Source organism: Sorangium sp. So ce426, assembly GCF_051475585.1.
Classification (GTDB): domain Bacteria; phylum Myxococcota_A; class Polyangia; order Polyangiales; family Polyangiaceae; genus Sorangium; species Sorangium cellulosum_B.
This window is the reverse complement of record NZ_CP150341.1, coordinates 11267963-11293563: the sequence shown is the minus strand read 5'-3', so window position 1 is coordinate 11293563 and position 25601 is coordinate 11267963. Positions and strand designations below refer to the sequence as shown.

The 25601-nt window shown below is 71.5% G+C and carries 18 protein-coding genes; 6 read left to right on the top strand and 12 right to left on the bottom strand.

Annotated features, from left to right (window positions below; all coding sequences use genetic code 11):
• Nucleotides 1-2 precede the first annotated feature (2 nt).
• The 4 genes from WMF44_RS42335 to WMF44_RS42320 form a co-directional block, all read right to left on the bottom strand.
• The gene (locus WMF44_RS42335) at nt 3-1352 is read right to left on the bottom strand and encodes a hypothetical protein (protein WP_437295739.1); all 1350 of its coding nucleotides are present in this window, start codon (nt 1350-1352) and stop codon (nt 3-5) included.
• Entirely contained in the window at nt 1349-1654 is a 306-nt protein-coding gene (locus WMF44_RS42330; RefSeq protein WP_437295738.1) for a hypothetical protein, read from the bottom strand. Before WMF44_RS42330 ends, WMF44_RS42335 begins: the two co-directional genes overlap by 4 nt.
• Nucleotides 1655-1702: 48 nt before the next feature.
• Complete coding sequence (locus tag WMF44_RS42325; RefSeq protein WP_437295737.1) at nt 1703-2284, bottom strand: PAS domain-containing protein; 582 nt, start codon at nt 2282-2284, stop codon at nt 1703-1705.
• Nucleotides 2285-2523: 239 nt separating this feature from the next.
• The gene (locus tag WMF44_RS42320; RefSeq protein ID WP_437295736.1) at nt 2524-5367 is read right to left on the bottom strand and encodes a hypothetical protein; all 2844 of its coding nucleotides are present in this window, start codon (nt 5365-5367) and stop codon (nt 2524-2526) included.
• 202 nt (nt 5368-5569) lie between these two features.
• Here WMF44_RS42320 and WMF44_RS42315 point away from each other — a divergent pair, with 202 nt between their 5' ends.
• Entirely contained in the window at nt 5570-6529 is a 960-nt protein-coding gene (locus WMF44_RS42315) for a PEGA domain-containing protein (RefSeq protein WP_437295735.1), read from the top strand.
• A gap of 28 nt (nt 6530-6557) precedes the next feature.
• On the opposite strand, the gene WMF44_RS42310 is transcribed toward WMF44_RS42315, so the two are convergent.
• From WMF44_RS42310 to rseP, 3 genes are all read right to left on the bottom strand, one after another.
• Entirely contained in the window at nt 6558-8117 is a 1560-nt protein-coding gene (locus tag WMF44_RS42310) for a serine/threonine-protein kinase (RefSeq protein WP_437295734.1), read from the bottom strand.
• Between the two features lie 296 nt (nt 8118-8413).
• Entirely contained in the window at nt 8414-9901 is a 1488-nt protein-coding gene (locus WMF44_RS42305) for an RsmB/NOP family class I SAM-dependent RNA methyltransferase (protein ID WP_437295733.1), read from the bottom strand.
• On the bottom strand, nt 9894-11564 hold the full coding sequence (gene rseP / locus WMF44_RS42300) for an RIP metalloprotease RseP (protein WP_437295732.1): 1671 nt from the start codon (nt 11562-11564) through the stop codon (nt 9894-9896). Before rseP ends, WMF44_RS42305 begins: the two co-directional genes overlap by 8 nt.
• Nucleotides 11565-11963: 399 nt before the next feature.
• Between rseP and WMF44_RS42295 the strand changes: the two genes are divergently transcribed.
• Entirely contained in the window at nt 11964-12296 is a 333-nt protein-coding gene (locus WMF44_RS42295; RefSeq protein ID WP_437295731.1) for a polyhydroxyalkanoic acid system family protein, read from the top strand.
• A gap of 181 nt (nt 12297-12477) precedes the next feature.
• On the opposite strand, the gene WMF44_RS42290 is transcribed toward WMF44_RS42295, so the two are convergent.
• The 3 genes from WMF44_RS42290 to WMF44_RS42280 form a co-directional block, all read right to left on the bottom strand.
• Nucleotides 12478-13458: a sigma-70 family RNA polymerase sigma factor gene (locus tag WMF44_RS42290; protein ID WP_437295730.1), complete on the bottom strand. Its 981-nt coding sequence runs from the start codon at nt 13456-13458 to the stop codon at nt 12478-12480.
• A 19-nt stretch (nt 13459-13477) separates the two neighbouring features.
• Complete coding sequence (locus WMF44_RS42285) at nt 13478-14767, bottom strand: phytoene desaturase family protein (protein ID WP_437295729.1); 1290 nt, start codon at nt 14765-14767, stop codon at nt 13478-13480.
• 135 nt (nt 14768-14902) lie between these two features.
• Nucleotides 14903-15526, bottom strand: a complete 624-nt coding sequence (locus WMF44_RS42280; RefSeq protein WP_437295728.1) for a Dps family protein — start codon at nt 15524-15526, stop codon at nt 14903-14905.
• Nucleotides 15527-15711: 185 nt separating this feature from the next.
• On the opposite strand from WMF44_RS42280, the gene metG reads away from it, so the two are divergent.
• Complete coding sequence (gene metG / locus WMF44_RS42275) at nt 15712-17790, top strand: methionine--tRNA ligase (RefSeq protein WP_437295727.1); 2079 nt, start codon at nt 15712-15714, stop codon at nt 17788-17790.
• A 245-nt stretch (nt 17791-18035) separates the two neighbouring features.
• On the opposite strand, the gene WMF44_RS42270 is transcribed toward metG, so the two are convergent.
• Both WMF44_RS42270 and WMF44_RS42265 read right to left on the bottom strand, forming a co-directional pair.
• Nucleotides 18036-18452 (bottom strand): thiol-disulfide oxidoreductase DCC family protein, encoded by a 417-nt coding sequence (locus tag WMF44_RS42270; RefSeq protein ID WP_437295726.1) that lies wholly within the window; start codon nt 18450-18452, stop codon nt 18036-18038.
• Between the two features lie 91 nt (nt 18453-18543).
• Nucleotides 18544-19020 carry a hypothetical protein gene (locus WMF44_RS42265; protein ID WP_437295725.1) on the bottom strand — a complete coding sequence of 159 codons (477 nt, stop codon included), beginning with the start codon at nt 19018-19020 and terminating at the stop codon, nt 18544-18546.
• A gap of 192 nt (nt 19021-19212) precedes the next feature.
• On the opposite strand from WMF44_RS42265, the gene WMF44_RS42260 reads away from it, so the two are divergent.
• The 3 genes from WMF44_RS42260 (at nt 19213) to WMF44_RS42250 (ending at nt 25593) form a co-directional block, all read left to right on the top strand.
• Nucleotides 19213-20808: an ATP-binding protein gene (locus tag WMF44_RS42260; protein WP_437295724.1), complete on the top strand. Its 1596-nt coding sequence runs from the start codon at nt 19213-19215 to the stop codon at nt 20806-20808.
• 212 nt (nt 20809-21020) lie between these two features.
• On the top strand, nt 21021-21194 hold the full coding sequence (locus tag WMF44_RS42255; RefSeq protein ID WP_437295723.1) for a hypothetical protein: 174 nt from the start codon (nt 21021-21023) through the stop codon (nt 21192-21194).
• Between the two features lie 1918 nt (nt 21195-23112).
• Entirely contained in the window at nt 23113-25593 is a 2481-nt protein-coding gene (locus tag WMF44_RS42250) for a proprotein convertase P-domain-containing protein (protein ID WP_437295722.1), read from the top strand.
• The last annotated feature ends 8 nt before the right edge of the window (nt 25594-25601 follow it).

The following is a 25601-nucleotide window of genomic DNA, read 5'->3' as shown; positions in this document are numbered from 1 at the left end:
CGTCAGAGGTCGGTGTAGTTGTCGGCGAACATCGCGCGCTGGCCGAGGAAGGCGATCTCGAGTGTGCCGCTGACGTCCGTCCCTCCGGTCGAGCTACGGATCACGTTGAGCGCTGGCATCAGCCGGATGAGCCCGCGGTACTCCGTCCCCACCGGCGCGCGCGCCAGCGTCACGTGGACCGGGGCGCGCAGGCTGAGGCGGACATCGGCGGGCGCCTCTTCGTTGAGCGCGACCGCCACCTTCGCGCCGAGCGCCGCGCGGAACGTGGCGTTCGCCACCTTGTCGACGAGCCCGGCGTGCGCCGCGATCGTGAGCTCCTGGCTCCGCACGGGCGCGCCGAGCACCTCCTGCCTGCAGCGCGTGGCAGGGACGAAGGCGGCGGACTGGGTGACCGGATCCACGCCGTGGACGACGTCGCCCGCGGGCTCGCACCACTCGAGCGTGTCCGTCGACGCGGTCCAGCGCGAGTCGAACTCGATCTGCCCTTCGAGCGTGGGCGCGAGCTTCTTCCCGCCCTCGCCGACGTAGACCGCCGCCGCGCCGACGCTCCAGGGGACGGCGGTGAGCTCGCGCTGCGCGTAGGTCGGCGGCAGGCTCTGGTCGCGCCGCTCGGGGCCCGGACCCAGGTAGCTGAACCGGGTGCGGCCGACCGCGCCGCCGACGTAGAGGATCAGCGGGGGATGGGCCGAGCTGCCCTCCCCCTCGAAGTCGAGCCGCGCGAACGAGGCGGACAGGCGCAGGGTGCCGGTGGGCGTCCGGGCCGCGTCGTCGGCGCCGGAGAACCCGATCAGCGTGGCCAGCCCGTCCTCGGCCGCCACCTCGGCCTCGAGCACGGCGCTCACGTCCCATGCCGTCGGATCCGTCACCTCGCCGAACCCGGCCAGCACGCCGAAGCCGACCCGCGCGAGCGCCGCGCCCCCGGAGCTGCTCGTGACCCCGACCGGAACGAGGTAGACGAGCTCGCGGCCCGTGGCGGCCGGCGCGATGGCCGCGCCCCCGGCAGGCGCGAGCGGCGCAACGGGGGCGATGGGAGCGCCCGACGCGGCCGGGGCGACCGGCGCAATGGCGCTGCCCGGCTGCGCGGGCGCCACGGCCGCGCCAGCGCCCGGCGCCGCCGTCGGCGCGGCAGGCGCAGCGGGTGTACTCGGCACGGCAGACGGGACCGGCGCCGTGGGGTCGCTGGCCGCCGTGGGGGCGCCGGGCGCGCTGGCGGCCGGGCGGACGGGCGCCGGCGGCGCTGCGCCCGGCGGCACGGGAGCCGACGGCTGCCCCGCGCCCTGGGCGAGCGCGGGCGCGGCCAGCGTGAGCGAGAGCAGCGCCGCGGCGCGCTGGAGCAGCACGGCGGCCCTCACGGCGCCACCGTGAACCGGAACGTGAGGCAGTCGGCGCCGCTCGACGTGTCGTATTCGGCGCGGGTGCTCTGGTTCGTCTTGGGATCGAAGGCGAAGATCTGGAACTTGCCGCTTCCGTTCCGGACCCTGAAGCGGAACACGTAGTTGCCGGGATCCAGATCGAACTCGGGGAACACCGTGTTGCGGATCGAGAACGGCTTTACACCCGCCGGATCCGCGGTGGGCGCCGGGTCCTCGAACAGATAGCCGACGGCGCTGAGGTGGTACTCGTCGCTGTGGAGCTTGAGCTTGATCCTCTTCATGGTCGCGCGCGATCCTCTCACACGCGCGCGGCACGGTACAGCGGCAGATCACCGCCGCACGGCGTGCCTCGCCGACACCGCTTCATCGCGCTGGAGCTGGGCGCCGGCGCCGCCCATGTTGCTCAGGCGGATGCACGTCTCCAGGCCATGCCGGAGGTTGCGGAGCGTGAGCAGCGGGCCGAGGTCCACTCGCAGCGACGCCAGGGTCTGAGCCACCGCAGGGCGGACCCCGGTCAGCAGGCAGCGCGCGCCGCGCAGCTCCACCGTGTCGGGATAGTAAATGCCGTAACTCTCGCTCCACTGGTCCGGAGGGAGATCCGGCGAACGGGCGCCGATGAGATCCTCCGCGACAGGGTTGAAGTACGTGAGCCTCCCCTGATTGTCGGCGAACACGACCGCATCGGCGATGCTGTCCAGGATGGCTTGCTGCGAGCGCGCCCGCGCCTCCCAGTCGACGTTCGTGTCGTCGAGCGCAGCGGTCGAGGAGCGCTGGTGGCCCCCGTTCTTGCGCAGGTCCGCGCTGCGCTGGACCGCCGGGGCGGCCCGCTGTCGCGGGGCGCGCGCCGGCTTGTGCCTGGCGGACTTCGACGAAGCGAGCGCGACCCCGTTGTTCGACCTGGACGACGGCATAGTTAGGCCCCCTAACGAACCATGTCGTGCGTGATCCTTGCCTGATCCCTCGCTTGTACGAGATCGCTTTGGTTGTAAATCGATGATCTCTCGCATGGTCGGTGATCGCCGCACGGTGCCAGGCCGCCGAGCCTGCGTTCTGGACGCACGATCGTGATTCGGCGTTTCCGTCCGTCGCTGCAATTCATCAGGTAGCTGGCGCCTGCGACGTGGGGGAGGAGCGTGGCGCCTCGAGGCGCTCAGCCGCCGCTGGCGCGCCGCACGGCGACGCCGACGCCGGCGGTGCTGTAGCAGCCGCTCACCGTCCAGGAGATGGTGGTGTTGGAGCTGGCCACGAGATAGCCGGCCAGCGCGACCATGGTCGTCGGATCGGTCAGGCGCCGGTTCATGGTGGAGGTCGCCGCGGTGGGGCTGATGGTGGCGCCGGTGTTGCCGTTGCGCGCCGCCATCACCGTGTACACGAACGAGTTGGTCGCGCTGAAGTTGGTGCTGACCCCTCGGGACACCGTGCCGCTGCAGTCCGTCGTGTTGGTGTGGATGCCGGTCGTGGTGGCGCTCGCGAACGGGTTCGACTGGTGCACGGCCTTCAGCTCCACCACGTTGGCGAAGTACACGCCCCAGGTGTTCGAGCTCGCCATCTGCACCACCACGGGCTTGTTGCCGGTGGCGGCCGGAAGCTGGCTGTCCAGGAGGTAGTAGATGTGCGCGGCGGAGTTGTTGTCGGCCTGCCGCGTGTTGAAGAGCGTCATCGGCGTGCCGTCGTAGGTGACGCTCACCGGCGCGAGCGAGTTCTCGGAGGCGACGATCCCGACAAGGACCATGCGATCGTTGTCCCGCGGCGTCTGCAGGGCGTGGCTCACGTTGATGTTGGGCGCCGAGTTCCCGATGGTGCTCAAGGTGCCGGTCGTGCCCGAGTTGACGACGACGATGTCCGGCGAGACGACGCAGTTGCCGTTCGAGCAGATGGACCTCGTCCCCGAGCACACGTGGCCGCAGTCGCCGCAGTTGCTGGCGGTGCCGAGCTGGGTCGTGCAGCCGCCGCTGGGGTCGCCGCAAGCCTTCCAGCCCGGGTCGCAGGTGGGCACGCAGGTGCCGGCCGTGCAGGCGGTGGCGCTCGCGTGCGCCTGGAGGCACTGGGTGTTGCAGGCGCCGCAGGCGTTGACGTCGCCGGAGACGTCCTTCTCGCAGCCGTTCATGCCGTTGCCGTCGCAGTTGCGCCACAGGCCGCTGCACACCGGGTTGCAGCCCGACGAGCTGCATTGATTGCTGGCGACGTGGGCGCTGGCCCCGCTCTGGCACACGAGGTTGCAGCCGAGGCAGTTGTTCTCGTCGTCCCACAGGTCGATGTTGCAGCCGTTCCTCGGTACCCCGCAGTCGTCGTACTGCGCGCTCGTGCACACCGGGTTGCAGGTGCCGTCGAGGCACAGGTTGCTGGTGGTGTGGATGATGTTGCACTGGGTGCCGCAGGCGCCGCAGTTCCCCTCGTCGGTCCTGACGTTGGCCTCGCAGCCGTCGGTCAGCGAGCTGTTGCAGTTGCCGTAGTCCGCCTTGCAGCCGACGAAGGAGCACGCGCCGGTCTGGCAGGTCGCGGTGGCGTTGGCGTAGATCGTGTTGCAGTTGACGCCGCCGGCGGCCGCGCAGGCGCCGCAGTGGGTCTGGTTCGAGTTGACGTTCGTCTCGCAGCCGTTGTCCGGATTGCCGTCGCAGTCGCCCATCCCGCTGTTGCACGTCCGCACCTTGCAGTCGCCGCCCTCGCACTTGGGGGTGCCGCCGGCGATGGTGCAGGTCTCGCCGCAGGCGCCGCAGTGGCTGAGGCTCGTGTCCGTGCTCGTCTCGCAGCCGTTGTCGTAGCTGCCGTCGCAGTCGGCGAAGCCCGGCTCGCAGCTGCCGATGGCGCAGCCGGTGGCCGTGCACTTGCCGGTGCCGTTGGCGACCGTGCACAGGCCGCCGCACGTGCCGCAGTTCTCCGGATCGGCGGCCAGATTCACCTCGCAGCTGTCCTCGGGGTCGCCGTTGCAGTCGCCCGTGCCGGCCGGGCAAATCGTCTCGCCGCAAACGCCGTCGCGGCACCAGGGCCTGCCGCCCGCCTCGGGCACGCACGCGATGCCGCACCCGCCGCAGTGCAACACGTCACGGGTGGTCGCCCTCTCACAACCGTCGTCGACCTGGCCGTTGCAGTCGGTGAAGCCCGTGTCGCACTCGACCTTGCACTCCGACGCCTCGCAATAGGCGTCGCCGTTCACGGCCGGGCAGAGCTCCTCGCACCCGCCGCAGTGGCTCGAGTCGGTCGCGGTGTTCACCTCGCAGCCGTTCTCGGGATCGCCGTCGCAGTCGGCGTAGGGCGCTTCGCACGCCTTGACCTTGCAGGCGCCGCCCTGGCACTCCGCCGTCGCGTGCGGCAGCGCGCACTTCTGGCCGCAGCTGCCGCAGTTGTCCGCGTCGGTGCGGACGTTGATCTCGCACCCACCTTCGGTCAGGCGATCGCAGTTGGCGTAGCCATCCGGGCAGGTGGGGCCGCACACCCCGTCGATGCAATCGTCGCTGAGGCAGTCCCCGCTCGAGCGGCAGCTCCTGCCGTCCTGGCAGCCCCCGCAGTCGGCGCCGCAGTCCACGTCGCTCTCGGTGCCGTTGGGCACCCCGTCGGTGCAGGTCGGCGCGACGCATTCGCCGTCCTGGCACACGCCGCTCTCGCAGTCGCTGGCCCGGTTGCACGTCTGGTCGGTCGCGCACTTCCTGTCGCAGCTGCCGCCGCAATCGACGTCCGACTCCGAGCCGTCGCGGGCGTCGTTCATGCAGCCCGCTTCCTGGCAGACGCCGTCGATGCACTCGCCCTCGGCGCAGTCGCGGCTCGCGGCGCAGCCGGAGCCGAGCGGGCATGGATCGCACTCGCCGCCGCAGTTCAGGCCCGTCTCGCCGTCGGACTGCGCGTCGTCCGTACAGTGCGCCGGCGGGCCGGATACCGACGCGAACTCGAAATCCGGCACGCTGCACGAAGCGGCGGCGGCGAAGATCCCCGCCGTCAGCGCGGCGGCCGAGAACGCGCGGAGCAGCGCGAAGCGACGCAGAAAGCTAGGGGTCGACATCGAACGACAAAAGTACCATTCGCTGGCGGATTTCGCGGCCATAAAGTGAGAAGGCGGCGTCGGGATCCGCGCATGAAAGCGCCGCCGGCGCGCGCGCACCTCCGACCACGACGCGGTGCGGCGCCACGTTGACGCGCGCGGCGAAGGCCGCGGCGCCACGTTGACAGGAGCGGAGGCGTCAAGTCACCATGGCAAGCGCCGCATGAGGAATTTCCCGCGAATTTTCCGCGTCGCAGCGGTGCTGCTGCTGCTCGAGGCGCCCGCGCTCGCCGAGGACACCGACGCGCTCAAGCAAGCCCGCGCGCAGTTTCAGCAGGCGACCGAGCTCGAGCAAGCGGGCAACTGGGCCGCGGCCCTGCAGCGGTTCCGCGAGGTCGGCCAGGTGCGGATGACGCCTCAGGTGCGCTTCCACATCGCCGTGTGCGAGGAGAACCTGGGGCGGCTCGTGACCGCGCTCGGCGGCTACGAGCTGGCGCTCGCGGAGGCCGACACCGTCGGGCCCGATTTTCGGGCCGAGGTCGAGCAGTCGATCGGCCGGCTGCGCGCCCGGATCCCGAAGCTCGTCATCGTGCGCGGCAAAGGGGCGGCCTCCGCGGCCATTGCGCTCGACGGCGTCGCCCTCGGCGGGACGTCCATCGGCGTCGAGGTGCCGCTCGATCCCGGGCCTCACGCGCTCACCGCCAAGGCCCCCAATTACAAGCCGTTCCAGCAGACGGTGGAGCTGAAGGAGGAGGGGGTGGCGCGCGTCGAGGTGACGCTCGAAGCATTGCCGCAAGAGCTGCTGATCCAGGCGGGCGCCTTGCGGGAGAGGCCGCCGTCCAAGGTGGTGCCGTACGTGATCGGGGGCGTCGGCGCCGCGAGCCTGATCGGCTCCGGCGTTTTGTTCGGGCTCCGCCAGGGAGCGCTCAAGGATCTGGAAGACGCCTGCGGTACGGACGGCAAGTCGTGCCCGCCCTCCATGCAGTCGCGCTACGACGACCTCAAGTTCTATCACTATGGCGCGCAGGTGGCGCTCGGCGTCGGCGTCGCCGCGGTCGGCACCGCGACCGCGATCTTGCTTCTTCAGAACAGGAAGCCAAAGCAGCCCGAGAAAACCTCGCTCGAGCTCGTGCCCGTCGCGGGCGGCTCCGAGATCGGCGCGAGTCTCTCAGGAACCTTCTGAGGGAGCCGAGCTCGTCCAGAGCGGGGTGCTAGAACCCCGGATCGTGCTTCCACGACTTCGGCGGCGTGGGGCTTGGCGTCGGGCTCGGCGAGCTGCTCTGCTCGGCGGGCTTGCTCGGACGGCGGGGCGTCGCGCGCGCGGGTGACGCCGGGAGCGGAGTCGGCGCCGTCGGCGTCGTCAGCGCCGGCGCAGCGCTGGCCGAGGCCGTGGCAGAGGGCTCGCCCGGGGGCGCGCCGGGCTCGGTCGCAGAGGGCGCCTCCGCCCTGGGAGGCGCGGGCGCCGGGGCGGTGGACGCCGGGGCGGCGGGCGCGGCGCCGGAAGGAAGAGGGGCCGGCGCGTCGCCGGTCTGGAGCAGTACGGCGAGCCCGCCGGCGGCGAGGAGACCGAGGATCACGACGGCGGGCAGCGCGCGGCTCCTGGGGCGCGCGAACGGCGGGATCTCGTCGTCGAGCGCGCTCTGTCCGGCCACGCCCCGGGCCGCGCCGCGGAGGTTGACGGTCCTGAAGGCGCTCACCGACGAGGGGCTCCGGCCGGTCACGTCGGAGGCGCCCGGGTGGTTGCTCAGCTGATTGCGGTCGGCGCGCTCCAGCGCCTCGGTGAGGGCCGCGCGCGTTTGCTCCTGCTGGTCCTCGAACAGCTCGCGGACGAAATTGGCGACGTCCTCGTCGGTGGCTCGCTGGTGCGGCGGGAGCGCCTTGTCGAGCGCTCGCATCAGCTCGTTGGCCGTGGCGTAGCGCTCGTCGCGCTCCTTTTCGAGCGCGCGCATCAGCACGGCCTCGAGCGACGCCGGGTAGTCGGCCTGGAACTCGTGCGGCGCCTCCACCGGGTCCGTGGACGAGATGGCGAACAGCGTCGCGCCCTCGGATTCCCTGCGGAACGGGTGTTTGCCGGTGGTGAGCGTATAGAGCACGATGCCCATCGCGAACACGTCGACGCGCCGGTCGATCGCGTCGCCGCGCACCTGCTCCGGCGCCATGTAGCTCACCTTGCCCTTGAGCTGCCCGGCCTGCGTCGTGCTGTCGTTGAGCGCGGTGGCCTTGGCCACGCCGAAGTCCACCACCTTGGCCAGGCCGTTGTACGTGACCAGGATGTTCTGCGGCGAGATGTCGCGGTGCACCAGGCCGACGAGCTTGCCGCTCTTGTCCTTGAGCTCGTGCGCGGCGTGCAGGCCGGCGCAGGCCTGCGCCACGATGCGCACCGCGATCGGGAGCGGCATGCCGGTCTGCCGCTTCGCGACCTTCATCACCTGATTGAGCGGAATGCCGTCGATCCACTCCATCGCCAGGAACAGCACGCCGTCCTGCTCGCCGAGGTCGAGGATCTCGACGGCGTTCGGGTGCCGGATCTGGGACGCGAGCGACGCCTCCGAGAGGAACATGCGCTCGAACTGGTCGTCCTCGGACAGCGTCGGCAGCATCGTCTTCACTGCGACGATCTTCTGGAAGCCGCGCGTTCCCTTCAGCCGCGCCGCCCACACCATGGCCATGCCGCCCGCCGCGATCGGCAGCAGCAGCTCGTAACGCCCCAACACGGACCCGGGCCCGAGCTCGGCGGGGGTGTTGGGCAGGAGGTTCGGCGCAGGATTCACGCTACTCAGAAGGTTTGTTAAGTTCCCTGACCGTACGAGTGTGCGGCGTCACGAAGCGAGTGCCCAGCGATAAGAAACACCGCGGAGACAAATTGCGGCTATCGCACCAATGACCCCACCTCCTTACATCTGCCGACGGCTCGCGGCGGCGCTTCGTGGATGGGCAGCTGCCGCCAAAACGCCGTTAGCAAGTCCAAACGTCGTCCGGAAGTCAAGCTGCTCTTATCCACCCACCATCGTACAAGGACGGCGGACGGGCGCGCCGTCACGTCTCGTCGCGCGTCCGTCGCGCGCCGTCACCGCCGCACGATGAACATCGCGGCGAAATACCCGTCCGTGCCGTGCACGTGCGGCAGCAGCCGGAACGCGTCGCCGCCGCCCGCGAGCTCGCGCGCGAGCTCCGCGTCGAACGGCGCCGGCTCCAGCCGGACGCCGAGGTCGTCGTCCGCCGGGGCCGCGAGCCGCGCCGCCACGGCCTCGCACTCCTCGCGCAGCACGCTGCACACAGCGAACACGAGCCGGCCGCCGTCCCGGGCGCGGGTCGCGGCGCGGCGCGCGATCGCGACCTGGAGATCGGCCAGGCGCGGCAGATCGTCCGCCTCGCGCCGGAGCGCGATCTCCGGGCGCCGCCGCAGCGTGCCCACGCCGGAGCAAGGGGCGTCGACGAGCACCCGGTCGTAGCCCTCGGGGACGTCGCCCGCGCCCACCGTCCAGTCGACGGCGTAGGTCTCGCGCACGGAGGCAGCAGCCCGCCCGAGCCCGCCGCGCGCGCCAGCCTGCGCATCGCCGGCCTCCGCGCCTGCGCCCTCGTCCGCCGCGCTCGCCGGAGGCGCGCCCAGCGCCGCGCGGAGCTGCGAGAGCTTCGCGGGGTACAGGTCCGCCGCGTCCACCGCGCCGGAAGGCAGCACCGCGCGCGACAGGAGCCACGACTTGTTGCCCCGGCCGGAGCAGGCGTCGAGCACGGCCTCGCCGGGCCGCGCGCCGAGCGCGAAGGCGAGCGCCTGCGCCCCCTCTTCCTGGCCGATCCACGCGGCGCCGAAGCCCGGGAGCCGCCGGAGATCGCCCGCCCCCCGCGCGACGATCGCTGTCGGTGAGACGTGCCCCGCCTCGAAGGTCGCGGTGGGCGCGGCGGCCCGCAGCGCCTCGAGCCACGCGCCGCGGTCCTCGCCAGGGGCGAGGCAGAGGCCGGTCGGCGGCGGCACCGGGCCGGCCGACAGGAACGCCTCGGCCGCGGCACGGCCGAGCGAGCGGCGCAGGGCGCCCCGCAGCCACCCCGGCGCGGAGGCGACCACCGCGCTCGCGAGCGGCGGGCGACCGCCGGACTCCACGGCCGCCGCGAGCCGGCGCAGCACGGCGTTCGCGAACGCGCCGACCCGCGGCCCGCCGGCCGCCTGGGCGCCGTCCACCGCCTCCGAGACAGCGGCGAACGAGGGGACGCGATCGAGGAAGCAGAGCGAGTACGCCCCCATCAGCACGTGGGCGCGCACCAGCGGGTCGGCCGTCCAGCGGCTCTTCGCGGCGAACTCGGCGATGCGCGCCTCGAGCGCCGCCTGCGCGCGCAGGACGCCGTAGACGAGCTCCGTCGCGAGGCCTGCGTCCCGCGGGTCCAGCGCCGGCGCGCGGCGCAGCTCGGCGTCGAGGGCCGCCGAGGCGAAGGCGTCCGAGCCCCACACCCGCGCGAGCACGCGCGCCGCGACAGCGCGCGGCGCGCTCTCGGGCGGGTGCGGCGGGCGCGCCGCGCCGCGGCCGCCGCCGCGCCCGTCACCTTGGTCCCGGTCAGCCAACGAGCTCCTTGAATTGCCCCTGGATCACGTCCCAGCGGCGCTCGACGTCGTTCTTGAAGGCGATGCCCATCAGGCCGATGAGCACAACGAGCCCGACCAGGCTCGCGATCTCGCGGACGCGCAGCGGCAGCGGGCGCCGCAGCACGGCCTCGAACGTGAAGAACAGGAGGTGGCCGCCGTCGAGCACCGGGATGGGCAGCAGGTTGATGAGCCCGAGGTTGATCGAGATGACCGCCATCGCCCAGACGAAGTAGCTGACGCCCTTCGCGCCCTCCTCGCCGATCACGTCGTACACCGTGATGGGGCCGCCCAGCGTGGAGATGCTGACCTTGCCCTCCATGATGCGGACGATCCCGACCACGATGAACCGGATGACGTCGTACGTCTCGTCGATCGCGCTCTCCAGGGCGAACTGGAAGGCCGACGGGCTGTCGACGAACGGCTCGGCCACCATCGGCGACCAGTTCGACGCGCGCAGGTAGAAGCGCGGGCGGTGCTGGCCGTACTCGTCGATCCAGTCCTCGCGGCGGAGCTCGATGGTGCCGCTCTTGCGCTGGCCCGAGCGCTGCCACGTGATGACGTGCGGCCTGTCCGGAGCCGCGAAGAGCCGCTCCACGAAGGTCGACCAGGCGGTGACCTCGACGCCGTCGACCTCCGTGACGCGATCGCCCGGCCGGAGCTCGGCGTCCCACTCGGCCGAGCCCTCGGGGACCTCGGCGACGTAGAGGTCGGCCGGCTCGATGCCGGTCCGCGCGAGCAGGTCGCCGTGGCCGCTCTCCGGCGTCAGCGCGGCGACGCCCGACTCGTAGACGGCGAGCTCGGCCAGGCCGCCGAGCGCGCGCGGCACCGTGACCGGCCGCAGGTACGTGACCGGCACCGTGGCGCCGCGGCTCTCCTCGAGCGCGAGCTCCAGGTCGGCGAAGGTCTTCACGGGCGCGCCGCGCACCTCCGTCACGACGTCGAACGTGCGCAGCCCGGCCCGGAACGCGGGCGAGTCGGGCCGCGAGACGCCCACCACGGCGGCGGGGCGGCTCGGCCGGATGCCGATCTCGCCCACCCGGTCCACGATCTCGAGCGGCTTCTGGACGACCTTCTCCTCCGGGACGACCGTGACCTCGACGTGCGTCTTGTTGCGGAAGACCTTGAGCCGGAGCTCCTGGTTGGGGCTCTTCGCCACGATCCGGTGCAGCTCGGCGAAGGTGCTGACGCGCTCGCCGTCCACCTCGAGGATGCGATCGCCCGGGACGAGCCGGCCCTCGGCCGGGTGCCCCGGCAGGACCACGCCGACCGTCGGCGGCACGAAGCGGGTCTCCCCGATGAAGACGGCGAAGTAGAGCAGCACCGGGAAGAGCACGTTCATCGCCGGGCCGGCCATGACGATGATCACGCGCTTCCAGAGCGCCTGGGACTCGAAGGTGCGCTTGCGATCCTCGGGGAGCACGGCCTCCTGCCGGTTCTCCTCGAGCATCTTCACGAAGCCGCCGAGGGGCAGGAGCGCGACGCAGTACTCCGTCTCACGGCCCCGCAGGCGCAGCACCCGGGGGCCGAAGCCGATCGAGAAGGTGAGGACCTTCACGCCGAAGATCTTCGCGCACACGAAGTGGCCGAGCTCGTGCACGAAGATGAGCACGGAGCAGAGCAGCGCGAAATACAGGAGGTCCACGGCGGCGGCTCTCTTTACGCGAGGCCGGGCTCGGTGACCACTGGCCACTGAGGGGCGCACGGCCGCGGCGCCCCCGCGCGAAGGGCGGCCTCCGGCGCAGGGCCGGCGCCCGGTCCGTGGAAAGGCGCCCTCCGGCGTGACGACGCCTTCACGGCGATGGCCCCGGTCGGCCGTCCACAGACACCCGCGGTTCCGCTACGTGGCGAAATGTCACAGAGCGCGGCGCGCCATGCGCGATGGGATGCTGACGAGCGCCAGAGGGCCGCAGGCCCCGCGCATCCGTGTTATCTCACCGCTTGGAACTCGGCCGGGCGCCGCGCCCGCGAGCGACGCCTCGCGGCGCGCGGTCCCATGGCCGATTCTCGCGATGTGCCCTGATACGAACTGCGAGGTCCCATCATGAAGCACACGATTGAGCACGACCTGAGCGACAGCGAAGCCAAGCTGGCGACCGAACGAGCGATCGCGCAGTACCGGGAGCGGTACGCCGAGTACGAGCCTTTCCTCGTGTGGCGCGACGCGAAGCGCGCCGAGCTCGGCTTCTCGGTGAAGGGCGTCAAGCTGAAAGGCAGCATGGAGCTCCGCCCCGGCGCCGTTGACGTGGATCTCGACGTGCCTCTCCTGATGCGCCCCTTCAAGGGGGTAGCGATCTCCGCCATCGACAAGGAGGTTCGTCACTTCATCGCAGAGGCGCACCGCGAACGGGCCCAGGGAGGCGGCAAAGCCACCTGAGCGAGCGGGCTGTTCCGCTATGGACATGAGCGCCAGCCGGCGCTATGTTGCTCCAACAGTATCTACTTCGCCGGCCGAAGTACGCCCCGCGACACGACTCACTCCAGTGCTCGGCCGGCAGGGGGCTGTCTCCTCGCTGCTCACCTGCCGGTCTCGCCGCCGCGCTCCCTCGCCGTCGCACTCACGGAGCGAGCGCCTTCACGGCCGTCAGCTTGTGCGAGGCCAGCACGGAGTGGATCGCCGTGATGAGGCCGCGCGCGTCGATCTCGCAGCGCATGACGAACCGCGGCGCCAGCTTCTCCACGGTGGTCGTGCGCTCGATGACGACCGCCGGGAGGCCGTTGATGAGGCGCAGCTCGTGGCGGAGCGCTCGGGGGTCGTCGATCCTCAGCAGGCCGACGTAGAACCGCGCGACCCGGTTCGGGCCGACGACGATCCGGCGCGCCGCCTTGAACTCGCCGTTCGCGTCGTTGATGACCCGGACGCCCTCGCTCAGGAGCGCCTCGATGGCGGCGACGTCCTGCGTCGCCAGCGTCTGCAGGAAGCGCACGAGCGCCGCGCCCGAGCGCTCGACGAGCTCGGGTGAGGGGCGGCAGCGGTCGCGCTCGTACGGCTCGAGGGCGCGGCGGGCGCGGTGGTGGGTGGTCTTCACGCTGGCCTCCGACAGGTCGAGCGCGGCGGCGGTCTCCTGCACCGAGTAGTCGAAGACGTCGCGGAGCAGGAGCACCGCGCGCTGCTGCGGGGTCAGCGCCTCGAGCGCGATGAGGAAGGCGAAGGACGCGCTCTCGAGGAGGTCGTAGCGGCCCTCGGTGCCCTCCTTGCCCGGGATCTCGAACGACGGGGGCTCGGGCTCCGCCTCGATCGGGGAGGGGAGCCACGGTCCGTCGTAGGCGAGGCGCTTGCGGCGCCGGAGGGCGTCGCGGCCGAGGTTCAGCGCGACGCGCGCGAGCCAGGGGCGGACGGGCTCCTCGGTGCGCGCGGGCGGGCGCTCCAGCGCGCGGACGAACGTCTCCTGCACGATGTCGTCCGCGTCCGCGGCGCTGCCGGTGAGCCGGTAGGAGAGGGCCCAGAGGAAGCGCTCGTGCTCGCGGTAGCTCGCGGCGACGAAGCCGGGGGCGGCGAGCCCGGCGCTCGGGGCAGGAGAGGCCGTGGAGCTGCTCATGGAGCGTCGGGTACCCCCGTCACGCCGCGCGGTCGAGCGCGCGGCGCGTGAGGATGGCCCGCGCGGCGTCCCGCGCGCTGGCGAGGCTCGCGTCGGCGAGCATGCCCGTCGGCCCGACCCAGTCGCCTGCGAGGAAGAGGCCGTCGAGATCCGGGACGCGGGCGCCGGGGCGCCCTGCGGGGCCGCCGCCCTCCGCCGTGACCACGGCGTTGGAGACGACGAGCGAGGGCAGGAAGCGGCGCTCGACGATCGCGCCGCGGTAGCCGGGCTGCGCGCGGTCGAGCAGATCCTCGAGCTCGCGCTCGGGGTCGCCGCCGGCGAGCTCGGGGCTGTACTGGGCGGTGTGGATCACGGCGCCGCCCGCGGGGGCGAGGCGCGCGGCGTCGGAGTGGACCGACAGGTAGAGCGGGCGGTCGATGCCGAGCACGAGGCCCGGGCGCGGGCGGGGGAGCCTCGACAGCGCGACGTCGAGGCACGCGGCGCGGACCGGGACGGCGCGCTCGGCGTGCGCGGCGAGCGCCGTGCTCGCGGGCGCGAGCGCGGCCGCGGCGCGCGGGCTCGCGGCGATGAGCACGGCGCCGGCGCCGAGGCGGTCGCCGTTCGCGAGCTCCACGGCGGAGACGGCGCCGCCCTCGGCCGCGATCTGCGCCGCGCGCGCGCCGGTGAGGATCTCCACGCCGGCCGCGACGGCGGCGTCGCGCAGGCCGGCGACGAGGGTCCTCCAGCCGCCGTCGAGATAGAGCACGCCGTGGCTCAGGGCGAGCTGCACCTGCGAGAGCGCCGCGCCGGCGCTCTGGCGATCGTCGTCGGCGCAGTAGGTCGACAGCCGGACGAGCGCGCCGACGAAGCGGCGCGCCTCGGGCGTCCGGAAGGCGTCCCGGAGCCAGGCCGAGACAGGGACCGCCGCGAGCGGCGCGGGGTTCGCCGCGGCGAGGCTGCCGAGGACGCGCCCCATCTCGATCTTCGCGGCGAGGGGGAAGAGGCCCGTCGTGAGCAGCGACAGGGCGCCGGACGGCAAGGTGTGGAGGGCGCCGCGGTCGAGCGCGAGCGCGCCCGACGGGGACGGCGCCGCGCCGGTGAACCGGACGCCGAGCTCGCGGAGCACCTCGTGCGCCGCGCCCCCGCGGTAGAGCGCGTGGGCGCCGAGGTTCAGCGAGAAGCCGTGGCTCTCCTGCGTGGAGGCGCGGCCGCCCGGCGCGTGCGCCTTCTCGACGAGGGCGACCGACCGACCCGCCCGGCCCAGGTACGCCGCCGCGGCCAGGCCCGCGAGCCCGCCGCCGATCACCACCACGTCTTTTGTAGTACGCATCACATGACCCCTTTCCTGGCGGTACCACGATCGGGGGGCCGGAAAGGTTACGCGCGCCCTGTCGAATTCTCGGAGCGCGCCGGAGGGCTGGACGGGGAGGGGCTGGACGGCGAGGGGGGAGCGGCGTGCCGGCGCTCAGGTGGCGCGGACGAGCGGCGTGTTGACGAGGTGCTCGGACAGGAACCACACCTGCATCTCGTTCGTGCGGAGGACGTCGCTCATGAGCAGGTCGGCGGTGCCATCGTCGCGGTTGTCGGTGGTGAGCTTCACCGCCTCGCGTGTCTCCGCGAGGATGAGCTCGTGCGCGTCGAGCAGGCGCGAGAGCTGGGCGGGCACCTGCTCGCGGCCGCGGGGCGCCCGCTCGATCCTCGTCATCTCCGCGACGTCGTGCGCCATGGCGATCGCGACGCCGCCCAGCATCTGGACGCGCTCGGCGAGCATGTCGATCAGCGCGGCTTGCTCCTTGAAGTGCTTGTCGAAGAGCAGGTGGAGCTGGAAGAAGGTCGCCCCGGACACCTGCCAGTGGTGCTTCTTGTACATGTCGCGCAGGACGAGCGTGTCCGACAGGATCTGATTCAGCGCCCGGATGCTCTCCGCGCGCGACTTCGCGGCGAGCGCCAGCGGATAGTCCACGACCGTCCCGAAAGGCTGGATCTCCTTGCCTCGCTGGCGGAGGAGGGGCTGGGCCTCCAGCGCCCGCGCTCCGCCTTCCTTGCCGCCACGCCGCTGTTTCCTCTGTTGCTTCCCCTGTACTGCCATGGCCCCCTCCCCGTCGATCGGTTCACTGCGTATCTAGAGCCCGAGCCCGCTCCGTCCATGGCTGCACGTCCGCTGTCGTGTCCACGCGGGCCCGCGCGGCGTTCCGCTGGAAGGCGCGCCCGCGCGGCATCGCGCCACCGCGCGGCTCGCATCCGGCTGGGATTTCGTGCAAAGTCCAGCGCAGCATGAAACGGCTCCTGCTCACCAGCGCGCTGCCCTACGCCAACGGGCACATCCACATCGGCCACCTCGTCGAGTACACCCAGACCGACATCTTTGCCCGTTATTGGCGGATGACCGGGCGGAGGTGCATTTATCTGTGCGCCGACGACACCCACGGCACGGCCATCATGATCCGCGCTCGGCAAGAGGGGCGGAGCGAGGCCGACGTCATCGCGGACATGAGCGCGGCGCACCAGCGCGATTTCGCGGCGTTCCAGATCCGGTTCGACCACTACGGCAGCACGAACTCCCCCGCGAACCGCGCGCTGTGCGAGCAGATCTGGGCGTCGCTGCGCGAGCGCGGCAGGGTGACCACGAAGGAGGTCACGCAGCTCTTCGATCCGCAGGAGGGCATGTTCCTGGCGGATCGCTTCGTCAAGGGCACCTGCCCGAAGTGCGCGGCGCCGGACCAGTACGGTGATAGCTGCGACCGGTGCGGCTCGACCTACGCCGCGACCGATCTGGTCGAGCCGAGGAGCGCGCTCACGGGCGCGCGGCCCGAGGTGCGGAGCGCGCAGCACCTCATGGTGGCGATCGAGCCGGAGCGGCCGTTCCTGTCGACCTGGACGCAGGGCGAGGGGCGGATGCCGAAGGAGATCGCGAACTACCTCGCGGGGCATTTCCTGTCGGAGCCGCTCCGCGACTGGGACGTGTCGCGCCCCGCGCCGTACTTCGGGTTCGAGATCCCCGATGCGCCGGGGAACTACTGGTATGTCTGGTTCGACGCGCCGATAGGGTACATGGCGGCGAGCAAGGAGTGGTGCGACCGGGAGGGCGAGGCGTTCGACGACTGGTGGCGTTCCGAGGAGACGGAGATCGTCCACGTCATCGGGAAGGACATCGTGTATTTCCACACGCTCTTCTGGCCGGCGATGCTGAAGAGCGCGCGCTTCTCGCTGCCGTCGCGCGTGCAGGTGCACGGGTTCCTCACCGTGAACGGAGAGAAGATGTCGAAGAGCAAGGGCACGTTCGTGCTGGCCTCGACGTACCTGAAGCACCTCGACCCGGCGTACCTCCGTTATTACTACGCGAGCAAGCTGAGCTCGAAGGTCGACGACATCGATCTGAACCTGGAAGAGCTCGTGAACAAGGTGAACGCCGAGCTCGTGAACAAGGTCGTGAACCTGGCGAGCCGGTCGTCGCGCTTCGTGGCGCAGACGGGGCTGTCGGCGGTGTACCCCGAGGATGGGGGGCTGTTCGCGGCGGCGGCGGAGGAGGGCGACGCGATCGGGGCGGCGTACGCGGCGTTCGACTATGCGCGGGCGACGAGGAGCATCGTGGCGCTGGCGGACCGGGCGAACGAGTATGTCGATCGGATGCAGCCGTGGGCGCTGGCGAAGCAGCCGGAGAAGAAGGCGGAGCTGCAGGCCGTCTGCACCGTGGCGCTCAACCTGTTCCGGCAGATCGTGCTCTACCTGGCGCCGGTGCTCCCGAAGCTGGCCGACGACGTCGCGCGGCTGCTCGGGTGCCCCATGGACCGGTGGGCGCTCGCGAAGACGCCGCTTGTGGGCACGCCTGTGGCCGCGTATGAGCACCTCATGAAGCGGGTCGAGCCGGGTGCAGTGGAGAAGATGATCGCGGAGGGCCGCCCTGCCGAGGAGGCGGCGGCGCCGGGCGGCGCGGCGGGGGCGAACGCGGAGGCGGGCGCGGGCCAGGCGGCGGGCGGGGGCGCGGCCGCCGAGGACGACGGCGCGGCGCTCGCCAAGGAGCCGCTCGCGCCGGAGTGTACGATCGACGATTTCAGCAAGGTCGACCTGCGCGTCGCGCGCATCGTCGCGGCGGAGCACGTGCCCGAGGCGAAGAAGCTGCTCAAGCTGACCGTCTCGCTCGGCGGGGAGGCGCGGAGGACGGTGTTCGCCGGGATCAAGGCGTATTACAAGCCGGAAGACCTGATTGGCAGGCTCGTCATCGTGTGCGCCAACCTGGCGCCGCGGAAGATGAAGTTCGGCCTCAGCGAGGGGATGGTGCTCGCGGCGGGGGACGAGACGGTGCACTTGCTGTCGCCGGACTCGGGGGCGAAGCCGGGGATGCGGGTGCACTGAGGAAACTCACGGAGTCGCCCGCGCTATCGCCGAGGTGGGCCAATGGCTCCCCTAGCTCCGCGTGTCACAAATCCCGCCAGGGATCCGTCTCGTAAACGAAGAGAGATTTGACGCAAAGACGCCAAGAGCGCAAAGACGCAAAAATACATAAGAATCTGTTCTTTTTTTTTGCGTCTTTGTGACTTTGCGTTGAAATCTCTCTCCGGATCCCTGGCCGGACCTCTGGCGGGCGGAACCAGTTCTCTTCACCGATAAGGCCCTGCCGCCGGCGCTCCCGGCAGCCGGCAGGAGCCGCTCGCGCAGGACGGGTGGCCGAACCAGCCTGCGAGCCACTTCCTGTTTCCCGACAGCGCGTGGAAGAAGCGCTCTGCCATCTTCGAGAGCGTGTCGCCGCTCAGCCGGTACGACCACTCGCGGTACCCCTCGAGCGCCCAGAGCGCCACGATGAAGGCCGCGGGGCCGGCCCAGACCTCGCCGCGATCGCTGACCACGACGAGCTCCTCGCCGAGCCAGGGCACGGCGCCGTACCGCTCCGCCGCCTCGGGCGAGCCGGCGGGCAGGAACTCCATCTCGACAAGCGCCGTCTGGTGCTCCATCCAGTGGCGGCACCGCGCGCACAGCGCGCACTCGGCGTCATAGAGCACGGTGATTCGCTCGATCATGGCCCGCTCTCCTCGCAGCGCGGAGGCCAGGGCGCCTGGCCGCGCCGCCGGCGCGAGGCGCCACGGCGCCTCACGCCCGCGCCTGCGCTCATCACGCCGAGACCTCCGCGACGGCCCGCCGGCGCGCCCGCTGCGCGGCCATCTCCTCTTCCGCGCGCTCCGAGCGCGGATCGATGCGCATCTGCGGCGCGACCGGAGGCGGCAGCACCGCGAGCTTCGCGCGGCGGCGGATGCGGTGGAACACGAGGAGGTTCGTGAAGTGCATCAGCGCGAGCGACAGCAGGAGCAGGCCCAGCTTCGACGACAGCACCTCGACCGCCTCCGTCATCGTCGCCGAGCCTTCCGCCTTCAGGATCAGCGACGCATACCCCAGGTTCACCAGGTAGAACCCCACGACGAGCAGGCGGTTCACCGCCTCGGCCATCCTCGGGTTGTCGGCGAACACCTCCTCCAGGAACACCGATCCATTCTTGAACAGCGTGCGGGCGATCCAGATCGTCAGTCCGACGCTGATGACCGCATAGGCCCCGTACACCGCGATGAGATAGCTTTCGACCGCTTCTACCATGGTTCGTCTCCTCGACAGGCCTCTCAGCAGCGCCCGTGCCATCCGCGGGATCCGCGCTGATCGACCGGATCGAGGCGCGGCGGCGGGCCGCGGTGCCCAGGCCATGGGCAGGCCGGTGTCCACGCCGTGGACACCTCGCGCCCCCGGGGCCTCTGGCGCTATCGTCGGGGCTTCCTACCCTGCCGAGGCCTTGTGAGACCCCTGGTCGCTCTCGCGTACTACCCGCTCTGGGCCGCTGCCGTGACCGTCGCGGTCACCGCGCTGCGGCTCGGGCGCAACGTGGGCCGCGGCCTCGTCGCGCTCTGCTTCTTCCTCGCCTTCTGGGTCACGGGGCTCATCCTGCTCGAGACGGACGGCACGCTCGTCCTCGCCGAGCACGTCATTCCGAGCGGGATCATCGTCGCCGCGGGCCTCGCCCACGCCTACGCCGACGTCGCCGGCGCCTCGCGCCGCCCCGTCGTCTTCGCCTACGCCGTGTGCGCCGCTGTCGCGCTGCTCGGGGCCGTCGACCCGCGCCTCCTCTACGGTCCTGGCGCCCGCTCGCCGGGACCGCTGTTCTTCCCGCTCTCGGTCGTGATGGGCGTCGCCTGGGTCGTTGTCGGCGTTCGCCTCGGGCGCGCGGCGCTCGCGGCCCGGGGGCTCCAGCGGCGGCGCATCGCCGCGCTCTTCTTCGGCAGCGTGCTCGCGACGCTCGGCGGCGGCTTCGTCGTGGTGCTGCGTGTGCTCCGGCTCGGCGACGTGCTCCTCGGCGCGCCGCTCCTGCTCCTCGCCATCCTGCTCGTGGCCTACGCCGTGCTCATCGGCGAGCTGGGCCGCTCCCGCCGCGTCTTCGCGCAGGGGCTCGCCTACGCCGGCCTGACAGCGCTCCTCTCGACGCTCGGTCTCGTTGTCTTCTTCAAGGTCCTGCCCGCGCTCGCGCCGGGCGGCGGCGCGTCGCTCGGCTGGCTCGCCTTCGTCGTCTTCCTCGCCGCGCTCCCGTCCGATCCGCTGCGCATGCTCGTCGTGGAGCACCTCGGGCGCCGGCTTTTCTCGAGGCCCATCGGCGTCCGCGACCTCGCCGACGAGATCGAGCGCGTCGAGGTGCGCGCCGACCAGGCCGAGCGGCTCGCGGAGCTCGGCCGCCTCGCGAGCGCTGTCGCGCACGAGATCCGCAATCCGCTCGGGGTCATCGCCGCGCAGGCGAAGCTGCTCGAGCGGCAGGGCGCGAGGCCCGAGACCGTGGCGTCGCTGCGCGCCCAGGTCGACCGGGCGAGGCGCTTCCTCGACGATCTGCTGCGGTACAGCCGCCCGAGGCCGATCGAGGTGAGCGAGGTCGACGTGCTCTCCACGCTGCGGCTCGCGGCGAGCCAGGTCCGGCAGATCGTCGGCGAGGGCGCGCCGCCCATCGAGGTGGCGCCCGAGGCAGGCGGGTCGATCTTCGTCGAGGCCGACCGCGGGGCGTTCCTCGACGTCGCCACGGCGCTGCTGCAGAACGCGGCCATCGCGCTCGACGGGAGCCCCGAGGGGCGGATCCGGGCGGTTGTCACGCGCGGCGAGGGCGGCTTCGTTGTCGTGCGCGTGGAGGACAACGGCCCTGGGGTGCCGGCCGAGATCGAGGCGATGCTGTTCCAGCCGTTCGTGACGGGTCGGGGGCGAGACGCGAAGCACCCGGGCACGGGCCTCGGCCTGGCCGTCGCGGCGCGCTGGCTGGAGCGGCACGGGGGAGCGCTGCGCCACGAGCGCGCCCCGGAGGGCGGCGCGCGCTTCGAGGCGCGGTGGCCCGAGCGGGCGGGGGAGGCGGCGGGGTGAGGTGACGCGGATGACCGCGGCTGGGTGGGGCTCGCGATCGCGACCGCGGATCCGTCCCGGGAGCGACCTGCCGGAACGTCTCTCATGATGCGTGCGCACGGCTCGATGACGTCTGCTGCTCGCCGACATCCCACGTAAACTGAGTCTCGCCGTAGAGGCTTCCAGGCGACCGCTTCAATCGTTATGAACCTTGCGGACACAAGGAGGTCGCCATGAAGTGTTCCGTGTTTGTCGGGGGACCGTTTGCCGCAGCCCTCGGCTTATCGACCCTCTCTCCTGTCCGGGAAGCCATGGCCGCCCAGGAAGGCGTGTTTTCCGGAGGCCATGGCGTCATCTATGGTGTCATGTCCGGCGGCCAGCTCCAGTGGTATCGGCACGACGGCTGATGGGACGCAAACCGAGCGGAAATGCCTTGAAACCAAGGCGTCGCGCGATCGAATCGTCACGGCGAAGTGTCCGCGCACCCCGCCGCTGAGCTCCGCCGGGGTCGAGGTCGAGGTCGAGGTCGAGGTGCTGAGCGACTCCGCCGATCATGAGGGCGCCGAGGTCGAGGTCGAGGTCGCGATCCAGCCTGCGGCGATCGGCATGCGCGCCCGCCCTGATCCAGCACGGCGAGGTGGGCGACGGACACCAGCACCAGCCCGACGGCCAAGCTCGACGCCAAGGGGGCCGGCCAACAACGGCAGTCGGACGCGCGCGGCGTTTCGGGGCCCGTCGGCCTCGAGGCCGGCTATGCTCGTGTCCACCTCGACCGCTTGAAAGGACTCGACCATGCCCAGACTCCGCACCGGAACTGCTCTATCCCTCGCGTTCGTCTTCGGCTGCTCTGCGTCGTACGTCGTACCGCGATTCGTAGTGCCACCGGTTCAAGCCGGGACCGACCCGACCCGTTGGGAGAGCCTGTGCATCGGTTCCGAAGCTGCGGGGGTGACGGAAAGGCACGTCGACGATGCAGCCAAGGCAGGCGGCTGGAACGCTGCCCTGAACCGGTTCGGAGCGCAGGGCTGGGAGCCTATGGCATACAGTTTCCACCCAACCGATGCCCTGCGGCTCTACGCCGTCTGCTTCAAGCGCTCGCTCTGAGCCCGTCCTCGCCCCTCTCTTCCTGGCCTACCTCTCTTCTCCCTTGGCCCACCTCTTCTCTGCCCCTCTCGTGTTCCTGCCTGACCCGCTCCGCTCTCGCGGCGAACGTGTCAAGTGTCCCGCGGTGTCCTGACGTGTCCCGGACACGCCGTGCGCATCGTGTCCCGTGTCCGGGGGCCACGCGGCGCCGGACCTCGGCCGCAGTCGCGAGCGCCAGGCCCCAGAGCGCGAGGGCGAAGCCGATGGCGGAGGCGCTGTACACGCGAAGGCCGAGCACACCGCGAGGAACGACGAGGAGCACGGCGCCGCACGAGACGCAGCGATAGCCGCGGGCGGTCACCGTGAGCATCTCGGGCGGCTGGTCCGGCCCTGACGGGCCCCAGACCTGCCGCTCGCGCTTGCCGTGGCCCTGGAGCCGAACGGCGCCGCAGAGGGGGCAGCTGGCGACGCCGCACGCTGGGCACCGAGCAGGTCGCGCTTCGACGACCGTGGGCGTTTGCTGCTGCCAGCGCTTGATGTCGATGGCGCTCTGGACGACACTGCGACCGCTTCGATTCCTGGGCACGGGAACCGGAGCACGACGAGGAGACTGTCGGCCAAGATCAGGTCTCCTCGTCGCCTATTTTGTGGCCGGCCCCGCGCCGCTGCTCCGCTCCTCGGGTGGACCTACCCCGTCGTGAGTCGGGCGTGCGAGCAACGATAGCTGGAAATCTTCGATGGCTGAGCGGAAGGGGTTGCGATCGGGCATCAGCGGCGTCTTTGGCCGACGCGAATGTGCTGGGAGGGGTCCATGGTGAGAATTTTGAGCAGCTGAACGGAATGCACGGCGCCGCGACTCGCCGGACGCCATCGCCCTCGTTGCCCGTGCGGAGCGAGCACGATCCATGATGGCCAGCTCCGCCGGGCAGGGCTCCTCGCCATCAAGAAGCATGCTCGATACGAGGAGCTTCGGCATCAACGAGAGTGTGCGGCAATAGCTCGAAACCCACGGAATTCTGCCCGATCGTGTCCTCCCGCTCCCCTGGAAAAGCGGCGCTATATCAACAGCTTATCCATGTATCGAAGGAGCCGCCTTCACTCCACAGCCTGCGGGGCGCACAGCGACCTACATCAAACGGCCCGCTCCTGAAGTCGGCACCCACGGCGTCGAGATGGCAGCTATGATGTTGCCCCGCCACGGAGACTGGGCGCTGTGGGGCAGCTGAACGGAAGGTAAACGACGTGAGAAGCAGGGATGTCATCAGCTCGTCCATCGCGCTGGGGGCGGCGTTGATCCTCGCCGGCTGCGGCGCGAGCGAAGGCGACTGTCTTGGCACGGCACACTTGGCCGTCGGACAGGAGCTCGCTTCGGAGGCGGAGCCCAACGGGACGGCGTTGCAGGCGAACGCCATCTCCAGCGACACGGTCGTGCGCGCCAACCTCTTACCAGACAGCGACACGGATCTCTTCTCGTTCCATGCGCCCGCCGGGAGCCGTGTCTACGCCGCCGTGATGACAGCGTCTTCCACCGCGTCGCAGGACGCCGACCTCGACATCCTCGATCAGGATGGCACGACAGTGCTGGAGACCGACGTCTTCAACGGGTCGTTCGGGGGCTCCTCTCCGAGCATCGCTGGCACGCCCCTCTCGGCTGCGGGAACCTACTACGCGCGCGTGCGCGCGCCCTCCGCGACCGCCCAGCTGCGCCCCTACGACCTCCACCTCAAGGTGCAGAGCGGCGCGCCCACGGCGGAGGTCGAGCCGAACGACACGACGCCGCAGCCGCTCCCCGCGACCGGCTGGATCGCTGGCACGCACACCAGCGCGAGCGACGTCGACAGCTACTCGCTCTCCCTCAACGCCGGCGACACCCTCTTCGCGAGCCTCGATCAGGACCCGACGCGCGACCTCACGCAGTTCCCCGCCGCGCTCGCGATCGGCCCCTTCGGGTCCGGCTTCGACATCCAGGTGGACAACCAATCCGGGCCTGTCGAGACACCGTACTCGGACGCCATCTTCGCGACCGTCAAAGCAGCGGGCACCTACAGGGTGACCGTGACCGGCTCGGTGACGGAGGGTGATTACGGGCTCAGCGTGAGCGTGCATCCGGTGGCGCCGAGCGTGGGGTGCACGACGTACGATAGCGCAAACGTGCCCAGGGAGATCCTCTTCGGCGCGCCCACGACGTCGTTCATCGACGTCCCGGGCGCGCCCCGTATCGGCGACCTGAACGTGAGCGTCCGGCTCAGCCATCCCATGCCCCCCGACATGGACGTGTACCTCGTCTCGCCGGCCGGCAACACCAACGGTCTCTTCACCGATATCGGCGATAGGACCTACCCGAACCTTGAACTCACGATCGACGACGAGGCTGCGTTCCCGGCCGGACACTTCACCCTGCTGAACGGCATGATGGTGCAGCCGGAGCGCGACTACCGCTTGCGCTGGTTCGACGGGGAGAACGCTGGAGGCCGGTGGACGCTCACGCTCCGGGACGATACGGACAACTCGAACAACCTCGGCGTGTTGTCCGCGTGGAGCCTCACGATCTGCGACGCGCCGGTCCCCGCGCTCTCGTGCTCGAGCGGCGACGCCCCGGCCGCCCTGCTGTCGGCGGGCTTCGAGGGCGGCGCGCAGGGCTTCACGCACGCAGGCACAGCCGACGCGTGGGCGCTCGGCACACCGAGCGCCGCGCCGATCGCGACGTGCAACAGCGGAACGCAATGCTGGAAGACGAACCTCTCGGGCGTGTACAACGCGAGCTCGAATCAGGACCTCGTCTCCCCGCCGATCGACCTGTCCGGGGTGCAGGCGCCCATCCAGCTCCGCTGGGCGATGAAGTACCAGCTCGACAACGCGTCCTCGGATCACGGGTGGGTGGAGATCCGAGAGGTCGGGGGTGCGAACGCCAGGCGTCTGTGGGAGTTCCTCGACGCATCGATGACCACGACCGTCGGTAGCTCCAACCTGGTGCTCCAGGAGAGCGCGGGATGGGGCACGCACCACGCCGACATCAGCGGATACGCCGGGAAACGAGTGGAGGTGGTGTTCCACCTCGACAGCGACGCGAGCGTCCAGCTCGCCGGTCTCGCGATCGACGACGTGTCGGTCCTGGGCTGCCCGCGCAGCAGCACGGGCGAAGGCGGCGGTTCCGGTGGCGGAAGCACCACGGGGGAGGGCGGCGCGAGCGGCAGCGGCGCCGGCGGCGCGGGGACGGGCGGCGTCACGGCGACCAGCGGCGCCGTCACGAGCGGCGCAAGCACCACGGGCGAAGGCGGCGCGACCGGCAGCGGCGCTGGCGGCGCAGGGGTTGGTGGCGCCGTGGCGGGCAGCGGCGGTGGCGGCGCGGGGGTCGGCGGCGCCGCGGCAGGCAGCGGTGGCAGCACCACGGGCGAAGGCGGCGCGACGGGCAGCGGCGCCGGCGGCGCGGGGACCGGCGGCGCCGTGGCGGCCAGCGGCGCCAGCACGAGCGGCGGCAGCACCACGGGCGAAGGCGACGCGACGGGCAGCGGCGCCGGTGGCGCGGGGACCGGCACCCCCGCGTCGGGCAGCGGCACGGGCGCCAGCCCGAACGGCGACCCGCCCGCCAGCAGCGACACGACGGGTGGCTGCGGGTGCCGCTTCGTGGGTCGCGAAGAGCCCCCGTGGCCATGGCCCGCGGCGCTCACGCTCATCGCGCTGCTCAGAATGCGTCGCAATCGGTTGCGCTCGCGAAGCTGCTAAGGCGATCC

What these genes read in the sequence shown, in the direction of transcription:
- WMF44_RS42330 (WP_437295738.1), bottom strand. Translation starts at nt 1,654, where the DNA reads ATGAAGAGGATCAAGCTCAAGCTCCACAGCGACGAGTACCACCTCAGC.
- WMF44_RS42320 (WP_437295736.1), bottom strand. Translation starts at nt 5,367, where the DNA reads ATGTCGACCCCTAGCTTTCTGCGTCGCTTCGCGCTGCTCCGCGCGTTC.
- WMF44_RS42270 (WP_437295726.1), bottom strand. Translation starts at nt 18,452, where the DNA reads ATGATCGAGCGAATCACCGTGCTCTATGACGCCGAGTGCGCGCTGTGC.
- WMF44_RS42315 (WP_437295735.1), top strand. Translation starts at nt 5,570, where the DNA reads ATGAGGAATTTCCCGCGAATTTTCCGCGTCGCAGCGGTGCTGCTGCTG.
- WMF44_RS42295 (WP_437295731.1), top strand. Translation starts at nt 11,964, where the DNA reads ATGAAGCACACGATTGAGCACGACCTGAGCGACAGCGAAGCCAAGCTG.
- WMF44_RS42280 (WP_437295728.1), bottom strand. Translation starts at nt 15,526, where the DNA reads ATGGCAGTACAGGGGAAGCAACAGAGGAAACAGCGGCGTGGCGGCAAG.
- WMF44_RS42265 (WP_437295725.1), bottom strand. Translation starts at nt 19,020, where the DNA reads ATGGTAGAAGCGGTCGAAAGCTATCTCATCGCGGTGTACGGGGCCTAT.
- WMF44_RS42290 (WP_437295730.1), bottom strand. Translation starts at nt 13,458, where the DNA reads ATGAGCAGCTCCACGGCCTCTCCTGCCCCGAGCGCCGGGCTCGCCGCC.
- WMF44_RS42255 (WP_437295723.1), top strand. Translation starts at nt 21,021, where the DNA reads ATGAAGTGTTCCGTGTTTGTCGGGGGACCGTTTGCCGCAGCCCTCGGC.
- WMF44_RS42285 (WP_437295729.1), bottom strand. Translation starts at nt 14,767, where the DNA reads ATGCGTACTACAAAAGACGTGGTGGTGATCGGCGGCGGGCTCGCGGGC.
- metG (WP_437295727.1), top strand. Translation starts at nt 15,712, where the DNA reads ATGAAACGGCTCCTGCTCACCAGCGCGCTGCCCTACGCCAACGGGCAC.
- WMF44_RS42325 (WP_437295737.1), bottom strand. Translation starts at nt 2,284, where the DNA reads ATGCCGTCGTCCAGGTCGAACAACGGGGTCGCGCTCGCTTCGTCGAAG.